General features: G+C 59.5%; 17 protein-coding genes. 11 read left to right on the forward strand and 6 right to left on the reverse strand.

The annotated features are described in order from the left end of the window. The first annotated feature begins 16 nt into the window (after positions 1 to 16). From DXC99_RS07310 to DXC99_RS07320, 3 genes are all read left to right on the forward strand, one after another. The gene (locus tag DXC99_RS07310) at positions 17 to 460 is read left to right on the forward strand and encodes an FxLYD domain-containing protein (protein ID WP_089573052.1); all 444 of its coding nucleotides are present in this window, start codon (positions 17 to 19) and stop codon (positions 458 to 460) included. A 32-nt stretch (positions 461 to 492) separates the two neighbouring features. Continuing rightward, positions 493 to 915, forward strand: a complete 423-nt coding sequence (locus tag DXC99_RS07315) for an XRE family transcriptional regulator (RefSeq protein ID WP_117583918.1) — start codon at positions 493 to 495, stop codon at positions 913 to 915. A 98-nt stretch (positions 916 to 1013) separates the two neighbouring features. After that, positions 1014 to 2393, forward strand: a complete 1380-nt coding sequence (locus tag DXC99_RS07320; RefSeq protein ID WP_158551677.1) for a protein kinase — start codon at positions 1014 to 1016, stop codon at positions 2391 to 2393. A 37-nt stretch (positions 2394 to 2430) separates the two neighbouring features. Here DXC99_RS07320 and DXC99_RS07325 read toward each other — a convergent pair whose 3' ends face one another. Next, positions 2431 to 3564: a glucosaminidase domain-containing protein gene (locus DXC99_RS07325; RefSeq protein ID WP_099431497.1), complete on the reverse strand. Its 1134-nt coding sequence runs from the start codon at positions 3562 to 3564 to the stop codon at positions 2431 to 2433. A 394-nt stretch (positions 3565 to 3958) separates the two neighbouring features. Between DXC99_RS07325 and DXC99_RS07330 the strand changes: the two genes are divergently transcribed. Next, positions 3959 to 5215, forward strand: a complete 1257-nt coding sequence (locus DXC99_RS07330; RefSeq protein ID WP_117629769.1) for an ATP-grasp domain-containing protein — start codon at positions 3959 to 3961, stop codon at positions 5213 to 5215. Positions 5216 to 5299: 84 nt separating this feature from the next. After that, entirely contained in the window at positions 5300 to 6046 is a 747-nt protein-coding gene (locus tag DXC99_RS07335; protein WP_055287235.1) for an aspartate/glutamate racemase family protein, read from the forward strand. Between the two features lie 125 nt (positions 6047 to 6171). Here the strand turns inward: DXC99_RS07335 and DXC99_RS07340 are convergent, their stop codons facing one another. The 5 genes from DXC99_RS07340 to DXC99_RS07360 all read right to left on the reverse strand — a co-directional run bounded on the left by DXC99_RS07340 (position 6172) and on the right by DXC99_RS07360 (position 12983). Beyond that, positions 6172 to 6918, reverse strand: a complete 747-nt coding sequence (locus tag DXC99_RS07340; protein WP_117629770.1) for an energy-coupling factor transporter transmembrane protein EcfT — start codon at positions 6916 to 6918, stop codon at positions 6172 to 6174. After that, positions 6911 to 8662, reverse strand: coding sequence for an ABC transporter ATP-binding protein (locus DXC99_RS07345; RefSeq protein WP_117629771.1), 1752 nt, complete (start codon positions 8660 to 8662; stop codon positions 6911 to 6913). The genes DXC99_RS07340 and DXC99_RS07345 overlap by 8 nt, the downstream gene beginning before the upstream one ends. 212 nt (positions 8663 to 8874) lie before the next feature. After that, positions 8875 to 9444 carry a hypothetical protein gene (locus DXC99_RS07350; protein ID WP_117583924.1) on the reverse strand — a complete coding sequence of 190 codons (570 nt, stop codon included), beginning with the start codon at positions 9442 to 9444 and terminating at the stop codon, positions 8875 to 8877. Between the two features lie 408 nt (positions 9445 to 9852). Then, the gene (locus tag DXC99_RS07355) at positions 9853 to 11655 is read right to left on the reverse strand and encodes a C69 family dipeptidase (RefSeq protein WP_158551678.1); all 1803 of its coding nucleotides are present in this window, start codon (positions 11653 to 11655) and stop codon (positions 9853 to 9855) included. Between the two features lie 410 nt (positions 11656 to 12065). Beyond that, entirely contained in the window at positions 12066 to 12983 is a 918-nt protein-coding gene (locus tag DXC99_RS07360; RefSeq protein WP_117629772.1) for a diacylglycerol kinase family protein, read from the reverse strand. A gap of 98 nt (positions 12984 to 13081) precedes the next feature. Between DXC99_RS07360 and rnd the strand changes: the two genes are divergently transcribed. The 6 genes from rnd (at position 13082) to DXC99_RS07390 (ending at position 18571) form a co-directional block, all read left to right on the forward strand. Then, complete coding sequence (gene rnd, locus DXC99_RS07365; RefSeq protein WP_006234315.1) at positions 13082 to 14215, forward strand: ribonuclease D; 1134 nt, start codon at positions 13082 to 13084, stop codon at positions 14213 to 14215. Positions 14216 to 14279: 64 nt separating this feature from the next. Beyond that, positions 14280 to 14984, forward strand: coding sequence for a zinc metallopeptidase (locus DXC99_RS07370; RefSeq protein ID WP_117564390.1), 705 nt, complete (start codon positions 14280 to 14282; stop codon positions 14982 to 14984). A 115-nt stretch (positions 14985 to 15099) separates the two neighbouring features. Continuing rightward, a complete protein-coding gene (gene xseA / locus DXC99_RS07375; RefSeq protein ID WP_369831456.1) occupies positions 15100 to 16551 on the forward strand; it encodes an exodeoxyribonuclease VII large subunit in 1452 nt (483 codons plus the stop codon). Between the two features lie 42 nt (positions 16552 to 16593). After that, on the forward strand, positions 16594 to 16860 hold the full coding sequence (xseB, locus tag DXC99_RS07380; protein WP_006234311.1) for an exodeoxyribonuclease VII small subunit: 267 nt from the start codon (positions 16594 to 16596) through the stop codon (positions 16858 to 16860). A gap of 49 nt (positions 16861 to 16909) precedes the next feature. Beyond that, positions 16910 to 17245 carry a histidine triad nucleotide-binding protein gene (locus DXC99_RS07385; protein ID WP_117564389.1) on the forward strand — a complete coding sequence of 112 codons (336 nt, stop codon included), beginning with the start codon at positions 16910 to 16912 and terminating at the stop codon, positions 17243 to 17245. A gap of 147 nt (positions 17246 to 17392) precedes the next feature. After that, positions 17393 to 18571 (forward strand): acetate/propionate family kinase, encoded by a 1179-nt coding sequence (locus DXC99_RS07390; protein WP_117583927.1) that lies wholly within the window; start codon positions 17393 to 17395, stop codon positions 18569 to 18571. Positions 18572 to 18616: the final 45 nt, after the last annotated feature.

Consider the following 18616-nt stretch of genomic DNA (forward strand, 5'->3'; position numbering starts at 1 on the left):
GTAGGAAGGATGAATAATGGCAAAAGAGGGAAAGAAGCCGATCGGCAAGATTGTCCTAGGCGTCATCGTGGTGCTGGTTATCGTCGGTGCCGTGGGCTCTATGGGTGGCAATTCAACCGATTCGTCTGCGAGCGATTCGGCAAAATCTGCCGAGACGACACAGCAGGCTGAGGAGCAAAAAGAACCGCAAGAACCGTATACCATTGCTGACGAGGCTGAAGACACCTCCAATCAGTTTGCCTATAAGATCACGGGCACGCTGACCAATAACACGGACAAGGAAAAGAGCTACATTCAGATTGAGTATGTTCTGTATGATGCCGATGGCAACCAGGTTGGAACGGCTCTTGCAAACACCAATCATCTGAAGGCGGGCGGCTCCTGGAAGTTCGAGGCGCTGGGTACGGTGTCTCCCGACCAGGTTGCTAGCTGGGAGCGTTCGGACGTAAGCGGTTTCTAGCATGTTGCATGCACTGGGGGAGGTGAAGTCGTATGCCCGATAAAAAGCTGACCGAGGAGTTGCTCAATGAGCTTCTCGATGCGCCGAACATCGATGGCTATATCAGGGAGCACGACTTTGCCGCCCCGTCGCTTTCGGACTACCTGAAGCAGCTGCTGCAGGAAAAGGGCTTGGAGCGTTCGCGCGTGGTGCGTATGGCCGACCTCAACGAGACCTTTGGCTATCAGATCTTTACTGGTTCGCGCAATCCGAGTCGCAATAAGGTGCTGCAGATTGCCTTTGCGATGGCGCTGACGCTCAAAGAGGCCAACCGTGCACTGACGGCTGCCGGGGTAAGCGTCCTTAACTGCAAGGATCGCCGTGATGCGATTATCATCTTTTGCATCGATCGCGGGTGCAGCCTCCAAAAGGTCAACGAGGAGCTGTATCGCTTTGGCGAGGAGACGGTGAGTTAGCGGCTGATATCTGAGCCGGCGGAGCTGCCGAACAACGATGCAAACGAACGGGGCGCGGATGCCATGGGGTGTCTGCGCCCTGCGCTATGATGGAGGCTATGGATACTCAGACCACAACATATTCCGATGACGAGCTGACCGCAGCGCTTGCCGAACATCTGGCGTCGCTCGATCGCGACGACAGCTATCGCGTGGAGCGTGTACTTAAGCGCTCGTCCGTTGAAACAACCGAGCTCGTGTACTTTGAAGGAACCGGTGGTGGTTCGATCGGCCCCTTTGTCCGTAAACGCATCGATGCTTCGGCTCAAATCGGCGGGGCATACGAGCGTCTGTTTGCCGCCCAGCGGGCGGGCGGGCGTTTTGAGCACCTGCCCAGAATCGTCGATTGCCGTCGTGTGGGCGACGAGCTTAACGTGGTTATGGAATATATCGAAGGAGAGACGCTCGGGGTGCTGGTGGACCGTCTGGGAGCCACCCCCGATTATGCACGTGAATTGTATCCTGCCCTTTGCGACGCCGTGGGCGAGCTCCACGCCGGTTTTGCAATGGCGGGGGAGACGTCGGCGCCGGTGATCCATCGCGACCTCAAGCCATCGAATATCATCGTGACAGGTGCGAGCCGTACGCTCGATGAGGGCCTGACGTTTTCATCGCTGGTGATTATCGACTTGGGGATCGCGCGCGTATGGCGCGATGGCGCCGATGCCGACACCGTCAAGTTTGGCACGCGACCCTATGCGCCGCCCGAGCAGTATGGGTTTGGGCAGACGAGTGTGCGCAGCGACGTCTACGCACTTGGCGCCCTGTTGTTCTTCTGCTTGACGGGAATCGACCCTAAACCAGGGCTCGACATGCGCGAGCAATGCGAGGCGCGTGGCATTCCCACTCCACTTGCCGATGCCGTCTGCATGTCGATGGCGCTCGACCCGGCCAAGCGTTTTGCGAGTGCGGAAGCGTTGGGACGGGCGACGCGCTCGGCATACGATCTGAGCCGCCCCGTGCGGCCTTCTACACCTGCGCCTGTCCGTACTCCGGCCTCGGAGACGGTGTTGACGCTCCAAGGGCTCCAGAACCCCGCAGGGCTTCCTAGGCCTGCCGCCTCCGCTGCATGCGGTCCGCTCTCTCGCGTTCCGGAGTCTCTGGGGCGCATTTGGAATACGCTTGTCTGCTTCTCCCTACTTGTGTTCTTTGCCGGAAGTCACTTTGCCGTCTTTCACCCCACGGGAGCAAACCAAAGCTACCCGACGTGGTTTCTCATAATCGAGTATTTTTTCCTTGTCGATGGCCTTATGGTGCTTATGCATTTTGCGCTGCTCGATAAGCGCCGTCTTCGTCGGCGATTCGCACTGCTCGACAGCTATCGCGGCAAGAAACTCGCGAAACTCTGGCTCAAGGCATTGGGTGTGCTGCTCCTATGCATGATCGTCATAGTCGCGATTGCCAATGCGACCGGCGTCGTCGATACCTCCGCTACCTAAAAGAAAAGGGCCCCATTGGGGCCCTTTGCAGTTGCGCTTAGATGCGGTTCATCTGAGCGGCGACTTTGTTGTACCAATCCTGCCACGTGGGCGGGCAGTACTTTTTGGCCGCTGCCGGGGTAAGGGTGGAGCCGTAGTTGGCGCCCAGATAGGCAACGTGAGCGGAGATGCCCTCGCTCCAGCTGCCAAAGCTGCGCCAACCGCCGCCACGGGCACTCCAGCCCCAGGCGTTGTAAGAATTGGCGCAATAAGCACCCTTGGTGCTCTCGATGCAGGCGATGGCGGGGGACCAACGGGGGTCGACACCGGTATTCCAAGCGGCGACGGCAAAGTTATAGCCCTGGCCTGCCATGGGGGAGCCGGCGAGATAATTGTCGATGCGGCTCGTCCACTCATTAATGAACGAATCGTAATCGGAGCTACCGGTATTGGCGTTGTTCACCGTGGTGTCGATGGTGGTGTTGGTGTTGGTGGCCTGGCTGCTGGAATTGCTGCCGCTTACGCCCTCGCCCGAGAGCTTCTCGGCGGCAGCGGCCTTATCGGCCTCAAGCTTGGCAAGCTCGGCGGCATTTTCCTGCTCGGCTTTTGCCTGTGCCTCGCTGCGGAGCTGCTGGGCCTGAGCCAACGCATCCTCGGCGTTTTTCTGCTCTGCCTCAAGCTGAGACTTGGCCTGCTGGAGCTCAGCCTTGTTCTGCTCGAGTTCGGTTTGCATGTTATTGAGCTGTTCGATCTCGTCGACGCTCGAGCTCGTGATCTGGTTGGTGTATTTGCAGGTCGTGATGAACTCACCCAGGCTCTGCGCGTTGACCAGGAAGCTCACGATGGGGTTGGTGCCCTTCTGATACTTGTACAGATCGCGCATGGCGGAGCTTGCCTTGGCCTGCTGCTCGGGAAGCTTAGCCTCGATTTCCTCGATGCTTGCCTCATTGGAGTCAATCTGCTTTTGCAGGTCATCGAGTTTGGTGCGGGCGTCGTTGTAGGCGCTCGTGGCGGCTTCGATCTTCTGCTGGGCTGCGGAAAGCTGGTCCTGCGTTGCCTGCGAGGCGGCATACGCCGCAACGGGGGAGAGCATCGGCGTGGCCGTCAGCGCAACGGCGAGCGCGGCGCTCGTGATGATACGAGCCGGCTTCGACGCAATGAGCGCTGCGGCGCGATGATTCGAATGCTGCATCCAGTCCCTCTGCAATCAATCGTAGGTTATGGTTCGAACGGTATTCTACTACTGCTTTCGACCTCAACTTGAACCTTAAAGGTTCCAAAGGGTCAAGTTGAACTTGAGGCTTTGGCTTTGACCTGCAGTTATGATGAATTGTTGAGAAACCATAGAGTTCAACTTTAACGTTACGGGGGCCTGTTTGCGGACGGGCTTTCGGTCGTGAAAGCTATCTCAACAGGGGGTTTGCGGCTACAAGGCCCCATCGCGGTGAGTGCGGCTTTATGCTGGACGATCACGTCGATTGCCATAGATACGGTGGAGCTTTGGGCGCCGGCGGCTTGGCACGCTAGAATAAATCAGTTGCGCAAAGACCGCCCGTTGTGTGGGCAGTTCATGATAGGAAGTTTCCATGGCATTGCAGTTTACAGAGCGCGAGTTCATTCCCGTGCTGCTCGGAGGCGACATCAACGCCTATTCGGTGGCGCGCGCCTTCTACGAAGAGTACCAGGTCAAGAGTCTGGTCTTTGGCAAGTACCAGACGGGTCCCGCTTACCGCAGCCAGATTATCGACTACACGCCCAACGTGGATATCGACACCATGCCCGTGATGCTCAAAACCGTCAACGGCATTGCCCAAGCGCATGCCGACAAGACGATTGTCCTTGTGGGCTGTGGCGATAACTATGTTGCCCTCGTGGCTCAGGCCAAGGATGCCCATGAGCTGGCGGATAACATCGTCGCGCCTTACGCTCCCTACAGCATGCTTGAGCAGTGTCAGAAGAAGGAGATCTTCTACGAGCTGTGCGAGAAGCACGGCGTGCCCTATCCGCATACCTTTACCTTCACCATGGCGATGCTGAATGCCCAAGGCGAGGCACCTGCCGAAGTGCTCGACCAGATCGATTTTCCTTACCCGATGATCCTGAAGCCTTCCGACGGCATCATGTGGTGGCAGCACGAGTTCGAGGGCCAGAAAAAGGCCTATGAGATTGCCGACCGTGCCGAGCTGGAACAGGTCATTCGCGACTCGTATGCCAGCGGCTACACCGACGACCTGATCTTGCAGGATCGCGTGCCCGGCAACGACGAGTATATGCGCGTGCTCACCAGCTATTCCGACCGCAACGGCAAGGTCCGCATGATGTGCCTGGGCCACGTGCTGCTCGAGGAGCATCAGCCTCACGGTGTCGGCAACCACGCCTGTATCATCACCGAGCCCAATGACGAGCTCATGGGCGGCGTGCGCAAGTTGCTCGAGGACCTTCACTTTGTGGGTTATTCCAACTTTGACGTTAAGTACGACGAACGCGACGGCTCGTTTAAGTTCTTCGATTTCAACACGCGCCAAGGTCGCAGCAACTACTACGTCACTAACAGCGGCTTTAACGTTGCCAAGTATGTGGTGGACGAGTATGTGTTCAACCGCCCGTTTGAGCCGGAGTTTGTGACGGCGCAGGACGAGGCGCTGTGGATGGTCGTTCCCATGGGCGTCGTCGACAAGTACGTCAAGGATCCCGAGCTGCGCGCTAAGGTGCATCGCCTGGACAAGGAAGGCAAGGGCGCCGACCCTTCGTTTATGAAGGGCGACTTTGTCTTTAACCGCTGGCTGCGCATGTGGCACACCAAGCTGCGCCACTTTAAGCTGTTCAAGACGTATTACAAGTAGATGAGTGCGGCGCCCGTCCGGTTTACATCGGGCGGGCGCGGGTATGATACGCGCAATTGCGCAAGCGTCACCAAGGAGGCGGCGATGGAAAAGCTGGGAGTTATCGGCGGCATGGGCGCCGAAGCCACGTCGTATTACTACGACCAGGTGGTGCGCCATACGGCTGCTGCCTGCGATCAGGAACATATCGACATGGTGGTGCTCTCCAAGTCGACCATGCCCGACCGCACGCTTGCCATTAAGACCGGCGAGCATGCCAAGCTGCTGGCGACCATGAAAGAGTGTGCCCAGGCACTCGAGTCGCTGGGCTGTGCGCACATTGCCATTCCCTGCAACACGTCTCACTACTTCTACGACCAGATCCAGTCGTTTACGAAGGTGCCGATTATCCACATGCCGCGTGAGTCGGTTCGCTATGCCCTTGCGGGTGCGGTGATGGGGGAGTGTGAGTTCGACCCCAACCTGAGTATGCCGGCCGAGCCGGTGCACAAGATTGGCATCATGGGAACCGACGGCACCGTGGGCGCGGGCGTCTACGGCCGCGAATGCGAGGCTGCGGGTGTCGAGGTTGTCTATCCCAGCGAGAAGCGTCAGAACGATGTGATGTCGCTTATCTACGATGATGTGAAGGCCGGACGTGAGCCCGATATGGATAAGTTCGACCGCGTGATGTGGGAGTTCGCCCGTAGCGGCTGCGACCGCGTCATTCTGGCCTGCACCGAGCTATCGGTGCTGCAGAAGTACCGAGAGATGCCCGAGATTACCCTTGACGCCATGGACGTCCTGGTGCGCGAATCCATCATCCGCAGCGGCGCCCCCTACCGCCTCTAGCTTCCGACCTGCCAAAAAGGGACAGGTTTATTTTGGTAGGTTTTATCTGGTGAAACAGTAAAGGCCTCGGCTCGTTTGGTGCGAGCCGAGGCCTTTTGCGTTGGGCGGTTGCTGTCGGTGGTGAACTAGAAAAGGAAGCCGATGGAGATAAGGGCGATACTGACGATAAGTACGGCGATATCCAGGCCTTTGATGGGGTAGCGCTTATACGAACTCGCACGCGTGCGCAGGTAGAAGCCGCGCTGCTCGGCGGCAAGCGCGGTGGCATCGGTCTTGCCCACGCTCGAAATAAGCAGTGTCACGCACAGCGGCAGCATGAGCTTGAGTTTCTTGACGGGATTCTTAGTGTCGTATTCTACGCCGCGTGCAGTCTGCGCCTCCATGATGGCGTTCATTTCCTGGCCAAATACCGGCACAAAGCGCAGCGCCGTGGTAAAGGTGAAGGCATAGCGATATGGCACGTGCAGCACCTCGACGCAGGCGTTGGCGAGGTCGTTGAGCTTGGTCACCATAAGCATGAGGATGAGCGGCAGCGCCACGCCCAACAGACGCAGGCAGGCCTTTGTTCCGGTGATGAGGCCCTCGTCGGTGACAAAGCCCCACACCACGTTGCCATCGCGCATAAAGGCCAGCTGGAGCACCAGCATGATAAGCGCGAGCGGAATCAGCAACTTGAGTAGCGAGAACAGACGGTTGACGACGCCGGCATAGGCACCCAGTACAAGGGTGAGTGCCAAAAAGCCCAGCAGCGCCACGTAGGTGTCGGACAAGAAGATGCCGATGATGATGGCGGCGGCGAGGCCCAGTTTGATGACGGGGTTCAGGCGATGCAGCAGCGTATCGCCCGGCATGTAGTCGATGACGTTAACCACGGCGGTCCATCTCCTCGGTAATACGAACGATATCGGTGACCTCACTCACCTGCGCAAAGGCAGGCGAGACGGAGGATGCCAGGCGGCGTGAGAGTTCAATGACCTGGGGCGGCTCGACGTAGGCACGCTGCATGAGTTCGATGTTCAAAAACAGCTCGTGCGTGCGGCCGCGGTCGAGGATGCGGCCGTTTGCCATTACCACAATGCGCTCGGCAAAATCCGAAACGACTTCCATATCGTGGCAGACCATGATAACGGCGCAACCGCGCTCGGCCATGGTGCGCACCGTTTCCATGACGGTCATGCACTCGCGGTAATCAAGGCCGCTCGTGGGCTCGTCGAGCACGACGATCTTGGGCTCTACGACCACGACAGAGGCGAGTGCCACCATCTGGCGCTGACCGCGCGAAAGCGAGAAAGGTGCCTCATCGGCAGGCAGGCCAAAGCGGTCGATGACGAGCTGGGCGCGACGCAGAGCCTCGGCGCGGTCCATGCCGCCAAGCTCCAAGCCAAAGGCGACCTCGTCGAGCACGGTGTCCTTGCAGATCTGACGGTCAGGGTTTTGGAAGAGGGTTGCGACTTCGCGGGCGATACGGCTCGTGGGAACGGCTGCGGTATCCAGTCCCGTGACGCGCACGCTGCCCGAGGCGGGCTTAAGCAGGCCTGTGAGCAGCTTGGTGAGCGTGGTCTTGCCGGCACCGTTCTGGCCGACGATGCCCACGAGCTCGCCGGGATAGAGGGTTAGGTTGAGGTCGTGGACGGCGGCGCCGCCATTGGGATAGGCAAACTCAACATGGTCGAAGGTGAGCACGGGCTCGGCGTCCTTGGCGTGCGGGCGCAACGACGGTGCGTGCGGTGAGCCGGCGGGTGCCTGAATGTCGCTGCTTGCGTGTGCGGGGTCGACGATGCCCGAAATCAGGCGCTCGGCCTCATCGACATCCAAGCAAGGGGTACCGCTTACCAGGCCATCGGCCTGGAGGCTATTGAAGATACGCGTGACGCGAGGGCAGTCGACGCCGATGGCACGGAGCTCGTCGGTATGCGCGAAGACCTCGTGTGGCTCGCCCTGCAGCGCGATTTCGCCCTGGTTGAGCACGAGCACGCGGTTGCAGTACTCCGAGAGCAGGGCGACCTTTTGCTCAACGACGACGATGGTGATTCCAAGTGCGCGGTTTGCCTCACGTAGCGTCTCGAAGACCAACGTGGAGCTGGCGGGGTCGAGTGCCGCGGTGGGCTCGTCGAGAACCAAGACGCGCGGACGCATAGCGAGGATGGCAGCGATGGCTACCTTTTGCTTCTGTCCGCCCGAGAGGGTGGCGATCTCGCGGTCGCGCAGGTCGCTGATGCCGACGGTCTCGAGGGTTTCGGTGACGCGCTGCTCAATCTGGTCGTGCGGCACGCCAAAGTTCTCGAGGCCAAAGAGCATCTCATCCTCAACCACGGAGGCGACCATCTGCGTGTCGATGTCTTGCAGCACGCTGCCGACGATTTGCGACACGTCGGTCAACGAGACCTCGCAGGTGTCGTGGCCGTCAACCATGACGGACCCAAAGAACGTGCCGGTGTAGTGGTGGGGCACGGCGCCCGACAGGCAGGCGGAAAGCGTGGACTTGCCGGCGCCCGAGGGCCCGATGATGCCGATGAAATCTCCCTTGTTCACGCTGAGCGAGATGTGGCTAAGCGCCTGCTCGGTCTGCGTGCCATAGGAGAACGAGACATCGTCGACGTTGATGATCGTTTCCATGGATACCTTTCATAGTCATTGGGGACGTTCTTTAATGACTAGTCGTTTAAGAACGTCCCCAAGAGCTAGTTGTTTGGGACAGTCTTTGGTGGCGAAGCACGGAGACGGCTTTACGAGGGGCTCCAGGTTGGCGCGAAAGAGGAGCGAAGCGTACTTGGGTACGCGAGCGACGAATGAACGCCAAGATGGGGTGGCTCATAAAGCCGAACGGGTTAGTTGAGCTTCAGGGTCTTCTGGATGGGCAAGTAGAGGGCGCCGACCAGAATGGCGTTAAAGACGGCGGTCATGGCGACGACGGGCAGCATGGCGGCGGCGAGCTCGCCCACCACGCCGAGCATGGCCATCTTGATGACCATGAAGATGACGCCCGAGACAAAGGTGGTCACGAACGTCGCGACAATGGCGATGGCGGGCTTGACCTGACCGTTCTTGCCGGCGGCATTGACGATGACGGCCATGAGCATGGCGGCGATGCCCTCGGCGGCAAAATCGACGAACGGCGAGGTGGTGGTGATCTGGATCACGGCAGCCGAGATGAGGCCAATGACGAGCGCCTGACCGATGTTGGGGCGAACGACCAGGATGGTGAGGCAGAAGGCCGAGATGATGAACTCGGGGCTGATCATGCCGCCCGAGATGCCCGAGATTGCCTTGCCGACGGTAAAGTTGAGGATGAAGCCGGCGGCGAGCAGGATGGCGAGCAGGACGAGGGCGCGGACATCGAGTTTGCCGCGGTCGGCGGTCTGGACGGTGCGGGGCTGGGCGGCGGTGTTCTGAGACATGGTGAAAATCCTTTCGGAATGGGAGTGCAAGAGAAAAGCGGAGGCGCGTGATGCGAATGCGATCGGGCTCGAGATAGAAAAAAGCCCCCGGTCGAAACCGGAGGCCTTCCAATCACCTAGAGCGCAAAAACAGGCGTGAGGGACTCACTGTCGACCGATCGTATTCGCATCACGCCACCACCAGTTGTTGAGAGACGTCATCGTGTTCTTCATGTTGGTGGCTCCTTTCGTGATGCCGTGGCGCGGTCGCACCTAGTTGCTGTTGCGCTGCACTATAGCACAGCGAAGTGTATGCGAGGAAATCTTTTTTGAAAAGATTTCAGGCGGGTTTCCCGTCGGTCAAAAGAGCGGGCTGAGCGGGCGAGGCTGCCATTGCTGCCTCGCCCGCTCAGCTAAGACATGAGGGCCTTAGGCCTTCTTGCGACGATAGATCACGTAGGCGCAGACACCGATGATGACGACGGCGCCAACGGCCATGGCGGCCATGTTGTTGCCCTCGGACTTCTCCTCGGTGACCTCTTCCTCTTCGGCCTCGGGCTCGGCCACGTCCTCATCGGAAAGGGCCTCGTCGGCGTAGGTGATGGACTCGACCAGGCAGTCGTTGTCAGCATCGTAGTCACTCGGGACGAACTCCTCGGAGAAATCGCCCTCCTGGAGGTAGTCGCGCATCTCCTCGAGCATGGCCTTGCACTTAACATAGGTGTTCTTGGTTGCAGCCTTGCCGGCCTTGTTGGCCAGGGCGGTGCGGGCTTCGGTGCCTTCTTCGGCCTGCATGGCCTCGTCGACGGTCAGGTTCTGCTCGATGAGCTCCTTCTGCAGGGCGTCGAGATAGGCGCGGACGCCGGTGGCGCAGTGGTCGCGGTTCTCATAGGCGAGCGTGTTGATGTCCATGAGGACGTAGTTGATGGAGTTCTCGGGCTCCTCGTTGTTCACGACGTCTTCCTCTTCGCAGTGATCGAAGGAGACATCCTGATCGCTGAAGTAGGGGCTGACCTCGGTGAGCAGTGCGGAATAGAGGGGGATAGCGACGGAGAACTCGGCGTTGGAGAGCATTTCCCACTGGATGGTCGCGATCTCGGGGTCCATGCCGTGACGGATCTGGAAGGTGTGGATTTCGGTGTTGCGGTTGGAGCCGATGGCATACGCGCCGTCGGTGTTGGCGTTGAGGCCGGCGACATTCTCGCCGCGAGCGGCGAAGGAACGAATCATCTCAAAGGTGTTCCAGTCGGACTTGCCGGGCGTAAAGAACAGCGGCTGCATTTCGTGGACCAGGGCGCCGGTCGTCGCGCGAGCGTCTTCGCGCTCGTCCTTGACGATCTTGTAGTCGGTGCCCTCAGCAAGCGGAGCCATGAAGTAATCGCGGCCCTGGATATAGCGCGACCACTGGTGCATGCCGGCCTCGCCAATCTCCTCGCCGTAGGTCTTGGCGACGTCGAACTTGCCGTCGGTGTACTCGGCAAAGCCCTTCTCCTTAGGCATAGACTCGATGCCCTCGGAGTGGAGGCAGTTCTCGGTGTCGTCGAGGTCGACGTCATAGGTGAGGTTGCCGATGTTGGGGTTGAGCGAGGCGATATCGTCAGTGAGCCTCATGGCGATCCACTGATGGCCGGAAAGCGCTGCAAACAACCAGGTCTCGTTGTTGTCGGCAATGATGATCTGGTCGTTGGAGCAGACGCCCTGCTCGTCAATCAGGCTGCCGAGGAGCTCGACACCCTCGCGGGCCGTGGCACTCTCGCCCAGAATGACGCTGGCGTAGTTGTATTCGCCAATGCCAGTCTCCTCGGTGATGGGGTCGGCCTCTTCGGCCTTCTCGTTATAGGAGGTGCTCAACGTGGCAGAGCAGGAGACACCCTTCTCGTTGATGCCTGCCTCGGAATATGCGTCGTAGCGATCTTCCCACTGCGAGGGGTTGTCGCGAACGAAGGTGTAGCGGTAGGTTGCGCCCTTGGACTTGTACTCAAAACCGGACTCGACCGAGGTGTACTCGTTGCCGTCCTTGTGTGCGGGCTCAATGCCAAAGTGCTTGATGTAGCGCGGACCGAAGTCCTCGGAACGGCCGTAGTACGTGTTGCCGTCTGCCGTGAGCTTGCTGCCCATGTAGATCTGGGTGCAGGCGAGTGCCGAAGTCGGCATGGCCATGATAGCCGCTGCTCCAAACGCAAGGCCGCAGCCGAGCTTCTTGAGCGTGTTGACAGGATGAGTAAACCTCATAATCCCTCCCAACTGTTGAAACCCCGCGAAACCGTACGGAGTTTCAGCTAATAAATACATCTACTAGCCTAAAGGAAGTGTAAAGAGTATTCACTCGACAACAGCCTTTGCTCGATGAGCGTGAAGAAATATACGATGAACGGATAATAATACTCATTTTATGGCTTTAGTTAAATAAAGGCACCCTGCATTTACTGTAGCTGAATAAAGCATTAGACGGCGGTCAAAAAGAAAACTCTCCCGCTGTTTAGGATTTGCATAAACAGCGGGAGAGTCGATAACTGGATGAATATCATACCAATGTGGATTTACTTCTTTCGGCGGTGAATCACGTTGATGGCGTAACCGACGAGCATGGCCAAGACGATGACAATAAAGCCGATCAGGGGATTGTCGTTCATAGGGTCCTCCTATTTTCCGAGCGGGGAGAATTCGTCGACGATGAGGTCGAGGCATTGCGGAAGCGCGCGGGCTCCAAAGACGCCCGAATTGCTGGAGATAATCTCGCCATCGAACTGCATGCCCAGTGACGGGGTGCAGGTGATCTTGGCTTCCTTGGTCTGGATGATCTTGAACTGTGGGCGCCCGAGTACCTTGCCGGCGGGGTCAAGCGCAGCGGTGATCACGGTAGGCAGCAGCTGCACGGTGCGCACGGGTTCGATGACCGCAATGTCGACCATGCCGTCGTTCATGCGGCAGTTGGGGAACAGGTTGATGTCGTTTTGGATGACCGAGGTGTTGCCGGCCATGCAGCAGATGCCATCGAGCTCCTCGACAATGCCGTCATGCTCGATGGTAAAGTGCGCCACCGTGGGGTTGGGCGTGGCGAGCGCGGAGAGGAAGTAGGCGATCTCGCCGATGTCGTTTTTGGTAGGGGCGGCCTTCATCATGATCTCGGCGTCGAAGCCCGAGCCGGCGATGATGATAAAGCCGTGGCGCTTTTCGTTGCCGTTCTCGTCGAGCCAAAAGAGCTCGCCCATGTCCACTTTGACCGTGCGACCGGCACGGCAGGCCTTGGCAAGTGCCGCTGCCTCGGGGGCATTACCGATGTTGTTAAAGAACAGGCAGGCTGTGCCGGAGGGGAAGACGAGCGTGGGGACGCCGCATCCGCGCATTTGGTCGAGTACGTTGGAGACGGTGCCGTCGCCGCCCGAAATCACCACGCGATCAAACTCGCGCACGTCTGCCACGGCGTCTTCGGGTTCCATGCCATCGCCGATAAAACGCATCACGACCTCGTCGCCGCCCTGCGCGAGGGCGTGCGTGAATGCGTAGATTTCATCTGAGCTGGGGCCCGATGCCGGGTTGTGGATGATAAGGCAGCGCATACTTACGTTCCCGTTCTGTGACTAACCGAGTATAGTTGTAAGGCAATGCCGATATCCTACCCGTGTTTTTCGGGCCTAACCTTATTCGATGGGTTGATATGTACATTTCCACACATCAGGCTCTACTCGACTTTTGTCAGCGCGCCCGTGAGTTTGACGCGATTGCCGTCGATACCGAGTTTTTGCGCGAGCGCACGTTCCATCCGCGCCTGTGCCTGGTCCAGATTGCCACTCCTGCCGAGAGCGTCGCGGTTGATCCGCTGGTGATCGACGACCTGTCTCCCTTGGCCGAACTCATGGCCGACGAGAGCGTGACCAAGGTGTTCCATGCTTGCTCGCAGGACATGGAAGTTATGCTTCATACCGTAGGCGTGTTGCCGCGTCCGATTTTTGACACGCAGGTGGCCGCCGCCTTTTTAGGCGAGCGCCAGCAGATTTCCTACGGCGCGCTCGTGCAGACGTTTTGCGGCGTCTCGCTGCCCAAGACTGAGTCGCTGACCGACTGGTCGCGTCGCCCGCTGACCGATAAGCAGATTGAGTACGCGATCGATGACGTCAAGTACCTGATCGTCGCCTATACCGAGATGATGAGCCGTCTGCGCGAGCTGGGCCGCGTGGACTGGGTACTCGACGAGTTGCGCCCGCTGGCTGACGAGTCGCACTATCGCGCCGATCGCCACGAGGCGTTCCGCAAGGTCAAGCGCATCAATTCGTGCAGCCGTCACCAGCTGGGTATCGCGCGCGAGCTCGCCGCCTGGCGCGAGGACCGCGCCGAGCGCCGTAACATCCCGCGCAAGTGGGTCATGTCCGACGACACGCTGCTTGCGCTCGTTAAGCGCAATCCCGTCCGCGTTGAGGAGTTCCGTAGCATTCGCGGTACCGACCAGCTGGGGGAGCGCGACGTGGACGGTGCGCTCATGGCCATCAAGCGCGGCGCGAGCTGCCCGCACGATCGCCTGCCGCTCATGGTGCGCGGACACCGTCAGATCTCGCCGGAGCTGGAGAGCGTGACGGACCTGATGTATGCGCTCATCCGCCTGGTTGCCGAGCGCTCGGGGGTGGCGACCTCGGTCATTGCCTCGCGCGATGACCTGGCCGATTACATCGAGCATCCTGAGCAAAGCCCCCTGCGCGAAGGCTGGCGTTTTGAGCTTGTGGGTTCGCGCCTGGACGATCTGCTTTCCGGCAATATGGGGCTCACCGTGAAGGACGGAAAGATTGAGTTGTTATAGGGAAGCCTAGTCTGCTGAGTGGGTAGAATGCCTCCAACGTGTAACTCGATTTGGAGGAATTCGCATGCCCTATTACTATGGATATGGCTTTGGCATCGACCCGCTGTACCTGCTGGTTGTTCTTGTCTGCACGGTGCTTGGCCTTGCTGCGCAGAGCTATATCAATTCGACGTACAAGACGTGGTCCAAGGTTCGCTCGGACGGCGACACGGGTGCCACGGTCGCTCGCCGCATGCTCGACGCCAACGGTTGCAACGCCGTGGGTATCAAGGGCGTCGCCGGTGAGCTCACCGACCATTACAACCCGCAGGACAATAACCTGTATCTGTCGGATTCCAACCGTTCGGGCGGCTCGGTCGCAAGCGTTGCTGTCGCTTGTCACGAGGCAGGCCATGCCGCGCAGCGTCAAAGCGGCTATGCCATGATGAAGGTACGCACCGCCCTCGTGCCGGTCGTCAACTTTACCCAGAACACTTGGACCATCGTGCTGCTCATGGGCCTGTTTATGAACATCGCGGGACTCACGACCCTCGCACTGATCTTCTTCTCGTTTAGCGTGCTGTTCCAACTGGTTACGCTACCGGTCGAGATTGATGCTAGTCGGCGCGCCGTGGCGTATATTGAGCAGTCGGGTATGAGCTCCCAGCAGGTCAACGGTGCCAAGAAGGTGCTGACGGCCGCCGCGCTTACCTATGTGGCTGCGGCGCTCACCTCGATTATTCAGCTGCTCTATCTTATGGCTCGATACAACAGAAACTCCAACCGATAACAAATTGGGTCGCTGGGCGCCGCGGGGATTCGTGTCCTCGCGGCGCTGTACTATGTGTTGGACTTGAATTTGCGCAGGGCCGAAGCCCTTGTGCACGATGACGAAAGGAGGCTGCGTGGCAGGCTGGAATCTAGCCGGCAATGCCGTTTCCGCCGAGTTCGACGGTTCGGACGAGCAGGAGCGTAAGGAGCTCAGCGTGAGCCAGGCGGTAGAGATCGCCGCCGGTGCGCTCGATGCCATTCCGCAGCTGAGTGTCCTGGGCGAGGTCACGGGTTTCCGTGGTCCCAATGCCCGAAGCGGCCACTGCTACTTCCAGATTAAAGACGACTCGGCCGCCGTCGACTGCATCATCTGGAAGGGCGCCTATCTCAAGCGTACCTTCGATCTGCGTGACGGCATGCAGGTGAGCTTTAAGGGCAGCTTCAATCTCTATAAGGCCACGGGCCGCATGAGCTTTGTCGCTCGCTCGTTTTCGCTGGCGGGGGAGGGTCTGCTGCGTCAACAGGTGGCGCAGTTGGCCGAAAAGCTACGCCGCGAGGGACTGATGGACGAGTCCCGCAAACGCCGCATCCCGGTGTTTTGCTCACGCGTGGCGGTCGTCACCTCGCTTTCCGGTGCGGTAATCGACGACGTCAAGCGTACGCTGCGCCGTCGCAACCCGCTCGTCGAGCTTGTCTGCGTGGGCGCCAAGGTTCAAGGCGAGGGTGCGCCGGCCGAGCTCATTGATGGCTTGCGCCGCGCCGCTTCCATTACGCCGGCGCCCGACTGTATTTTGCTGGTGCGCGGCGGCGGCTCCTTTGAGGACCTCATGACCTTTAATGACGAGGAGCTTGCCCGCGCGGTGGCGGCTTGTCCTGTGCCCGTGGTGACCGGCATTGGCCATGAGCCCGATACCTCGATTTGCGACATGGTGAGCGACCGACGCGCCTCCACGCCCACGGCGGCGGCAGAATCGGTGGCGCCGGCTATGACGGAGTTGGCCGATGTGCTCGAGGCGCGCCATCAGCGTCTGGGTGCCGCGATGGCATCGATGATTGGGTCGGCCCAGGTCGACCTGGAGATGCTCGATCAGCGCGGTCGCCGTGCCTGGGATACCTATACGGCTCGCTTGGGTGATGCGCTCGATGCCGCTGCGTGTCGCCCGTGCCTCAACGACCCCACATTTATGGTCGAGCGTCGCGAATCGGAGCTTGCGCTGACTGCCGATCGCCTGTCGGGCGCCATAGTACGCTCGGTCGGGACATTCCGCTCCAACTTTGAGCGCTTGCCCGAGCGTCTGATTACAAGCACCTCGGGGCTCGATGGTAAGCGCCATGCGCTCACGCTTGCGAGTTCCCGCCTAGAGCATCAAGGGCGCACGATGCTCAGCAAGCCAGCGTCCGACCTGAGCCGTGCGGCAGCGTCGCTCGATGCCCTGTCGCCGCTCAAAGTGCTTGCTCGCGGCTATTCCATCGCGTACAGCGATGATGGTGTGGCTACGAGTGCCAAGACCTTTAAGCCTGGCGACGCCATTCGCGTGCGCATGGCAGACGGCAACGTGGCAGCAACGGTCGATACGGTCGAGTAGACCGCGTTTCGCAGTGATAGACCCTTAGGAAAGGAAACAGATATGGCAGAGAAGACCCCGGTCGAGCAGCTTACGTACAAGCAGGCCTCGCAGGAGCTGGAGCTCATCATCCGCAGCCTGGAGTCGGGCGATATGGAGCTTGAGGAGTCGCTCGAGAGCTACACCCGCGGCGTCGAGCTCCTCAAAAGCCTGCGCACCCGCCTGTCCGATGCCGAGCAGAAGGTCTCGGTGCTCCTTAAGGACGTCGACGGCAACGATGTGCTCGCCGACGGCGAGGCCGCCAACACCGATGATAACCTTTCGTTCTAAGCATCTCGACCAAATATAATTACCTTGGTCTGTAAGAAAGGAACCAGCTATGTGCGATTGCATCTTCTGTAAAATTGCCAACCACGAGATCCCCTCGACCGTTGTCTATGAGGACGACCAGGTCATCGCCTTCGACGACCTCAACCCGCAGGCGCCGGTCCACACGCTCGTGATCCCTAAGAAGCACTACAGCGACATCGCCGACAACGTACCCGCCGAGACCATGGGCGCCATAGCTCACGCCATCCAGGAGGTCGCCAAGGCCAAGGGTCTGGAGGACGGTTTCCGCGTCATCTCCAACAAGGGCGTCAACGCCGGCCAGACCGTCATGCACTTCCACATGCACGTCCTCGGCGGCAAAAACCTGGGCGAGAACCTCATCTGAGGGCGCTTCTTCCTTGCAATGAAACGGAAGCTCAAGCACCGATAACTTATATATCAACGCAATAAACCCGAGCGCGAGGGCGTTTGGGTTTATTATTGAAGCGTATGTAACCTGGCGGCGCCACACCGCCTGTTAGTAGGGAGACACATGAACGTTCTGGTCGTCAACGCAGGATCTTCGACCCTTAAGTATCAGGTCATCGATACCAAGTCCCACAAGGTGTCCGCAAAGGGCTCCTGCGAGCGCGTCTGCTTTACCGGCGGTACCTTCACCCACGCTGCCAACGGTTCCAAGAAGGTGACCGAGAACATCGAGTTCCCCGACCACAAGGTCGCCATCGAGGTCGTTCTGAAGGACCTCGAGGCCAACGGCGTCAAGATCGAGGGTATCGGCCACCGTATCGTTCAGGGCGGTTGGTACTTCGGTGATTCCTCCCTCGTCGACGAGGACGTCCTCGCCAAGATCCGCGAGGTTGCTCCGCTCGCCCCGCTGCACAATAACCCCGAGGCCAACGTTATCGAGTACTGCCTGGAGCAGTATCCCGACCTGCCCAACGTCACGGTCTATGACACCGCTTTCCACTTCAACATGCCCGAGGTCGCCAAGACTTACGCTCTGCCCAAGGATGTTTGCGACAAGCTGCACATTCGTAAGTACGGCGCCCACGGCACCAGCTACCGCTACATCTCCAAGAAGGTCGCCGAGATGACCAACGGCGGGGCCCGCAAGGTCGTCGTGTGCCACATCGGTTCCGGTGCCTCCCTGTGCGCCATCGAGGACGGCAAGTGCATGGACACCACCATGGGTCTCACCCCGCTTGACGGCGTCATGATGGGCACCCGCTGTGGCTCCATCGACCCGGCTACCGTGTGCTACCTGCAGCGCGAGGGCGGCTACACCTTCGACGAGGTTGACGAGATGATGAACAAGAAGTCCGGCCTTTTGGCTGTGACCGGTGGCAAGACCAACGACTGCCGCAATGTCGAGGAGCTCGCTGCCGCTGGCGACCCCGAGGCTCAGCTCGCCTTCGATATGTTCGTCTACAAGATTGCCGCCAAGGCTGCCGAGATGGCCACTTCTATGTGCGGTATGGACACCCTGGTCTTTACCGCCGGCATCGGCGAGCACGCTCCGGCCGTCCGCGCCGGCGTTGCCGACCGCCTGGCCTTTATGGGCGTCAAGATGGATCATGCCCGCAACGCCCTGCGTGGTGACGGCGCTTGGTGCCTGTCTGCCAAGGATTCCAAGGTCAAGATTTTCGTCATCCCCACGGACGAGGAGTTCATGATCGCTTCCGACGTCGAGCGCATCGTCAACGGCAAGTAATTGCAAGAGGGGAGGGGCTGGACGACCGAGCGCCGTTCAGCCCCT

The sequence above is a fragment of the Collinsella sp. TF10-11AT genome (assembly GCF_003437565.1).
GTDB lineage: Bacteria > Actinomycetota > Coriobacteriia > Coriobacteriales > Coriobacteriaceae > Collinsella.

What these genes read in the sequence shown, in the direction of transcription:
- DXC99_RS07310 (WP_089573052.1), top strand. Translation starts at nt 17, where the DNA reads ATGGCAAAAGAGGGAAAGAAGCCGATCGGCAAGATTGTCCTAGGCGTC.
- DXC99_RS07315 (WP_117583918.1), top strand. Translation starts at nt 493, where the DNA reads ATGCCCGATAAAAAGCTGACCGAGGAGTTGCTCAATGAGCTTCTCGAT.
- DXC99_RS07320 (WP_158551677.1), top strand. Translation starts at nt 1,014, where the DNA reads ATGGATACTCAGACCACAACATATTCCGATGACGAGCTGACCGCAGCG.
- DXC99_RS07325 (WP_099431497.1), bottom strand. Translation starts at nt 3,564, where the DNA reads ATGCAGCATTCGAATCATCGCGCCGCAGCGCTCATTGCGTCGAAGCCG.
- DXC99_RS07330 (WP_117629769.1), top strand. Translation starts at nt 3,959, where the DNA reads ATGGCATTGCAGTTTACAGAGCGCGAGTTCATTCCCGTGCTGCTCGGA.
- DXC99_RS07335 (WP_055287235.1), top strand. Translation starts at nt 5,300, where the DNA reads ATGGAAAAGCTGGGAGTTATCGGCGGCATGGGCGCCGAAGCCACGTCG.
- DXC99_RS07345 (WP_117629771.1), bottom strand. Translation starts at nt 8,662, where the DNA reads ATGGAAACGATCATCAACGTCGACGATGTCTCGTTCTCCTATGGCACG.
- DXC99_RS07350 (WP_117583924.1), bottom strand. Translation starts at nt 9,444, where the DNA reads ATGTCTCAGAACACCGCCGCCCAGCCCCGCACCGTCCAGACCGCCGAC.
- DXC99_RS07355 (WP_158551678.1), bottom strand. Translation starts at nt 11,655, where the DNA reads ATGAGGTTTACTCATCCTGTCAACACGCTCAAGAAGCTCGGCTGCGGC.
- DXC99_RS07360 (WP_117629772.1), bottom strand. Translation starts at nt 12,983, where the DNA reads ATGCGCTGCCTTATCATCCACAACCCGGCATCGGGCCCCAGCTCAGAT.
- rnd (WP_006234315.1), top strand. Translation starts at nt 13,082, where the DNA reads ATGTACATTTCCACACATCAGGCTCTACTCGACTTTTGTCAGCGCGCC.
- DXC99_RS07370 (WP_117564390.1), top strand. Translation starts at nt 14,280, where the DNA reads ATGCCCTATTACTATGGATATGGCTTTGGCATCGACCCGCTGTACCTG.
- xseB (WP_006234311.1), top strand. Translation starts at nt 16,594, where the DNA reads ATGGCAGAGAAGACCCCGGTCGAGCAGCTTACGTACAAGCAGGCCTCG.
- DXC99_RS07385 (WP_117564389.1), top strand. Translation starts at nt 16,910, where the DNA reads ATGTGCGATTGCATCTTCTGTAAAATTGCCAACCACGAGATCCCCTCG.
- DXC99_RS07390 (WP_117583927.1), top strand. Translation starts at nt 17,393, where the DNA reads ATGAACGTTCTGGTCGTCAACGCAGGATCTTCGACCCTTAAGTATCAG.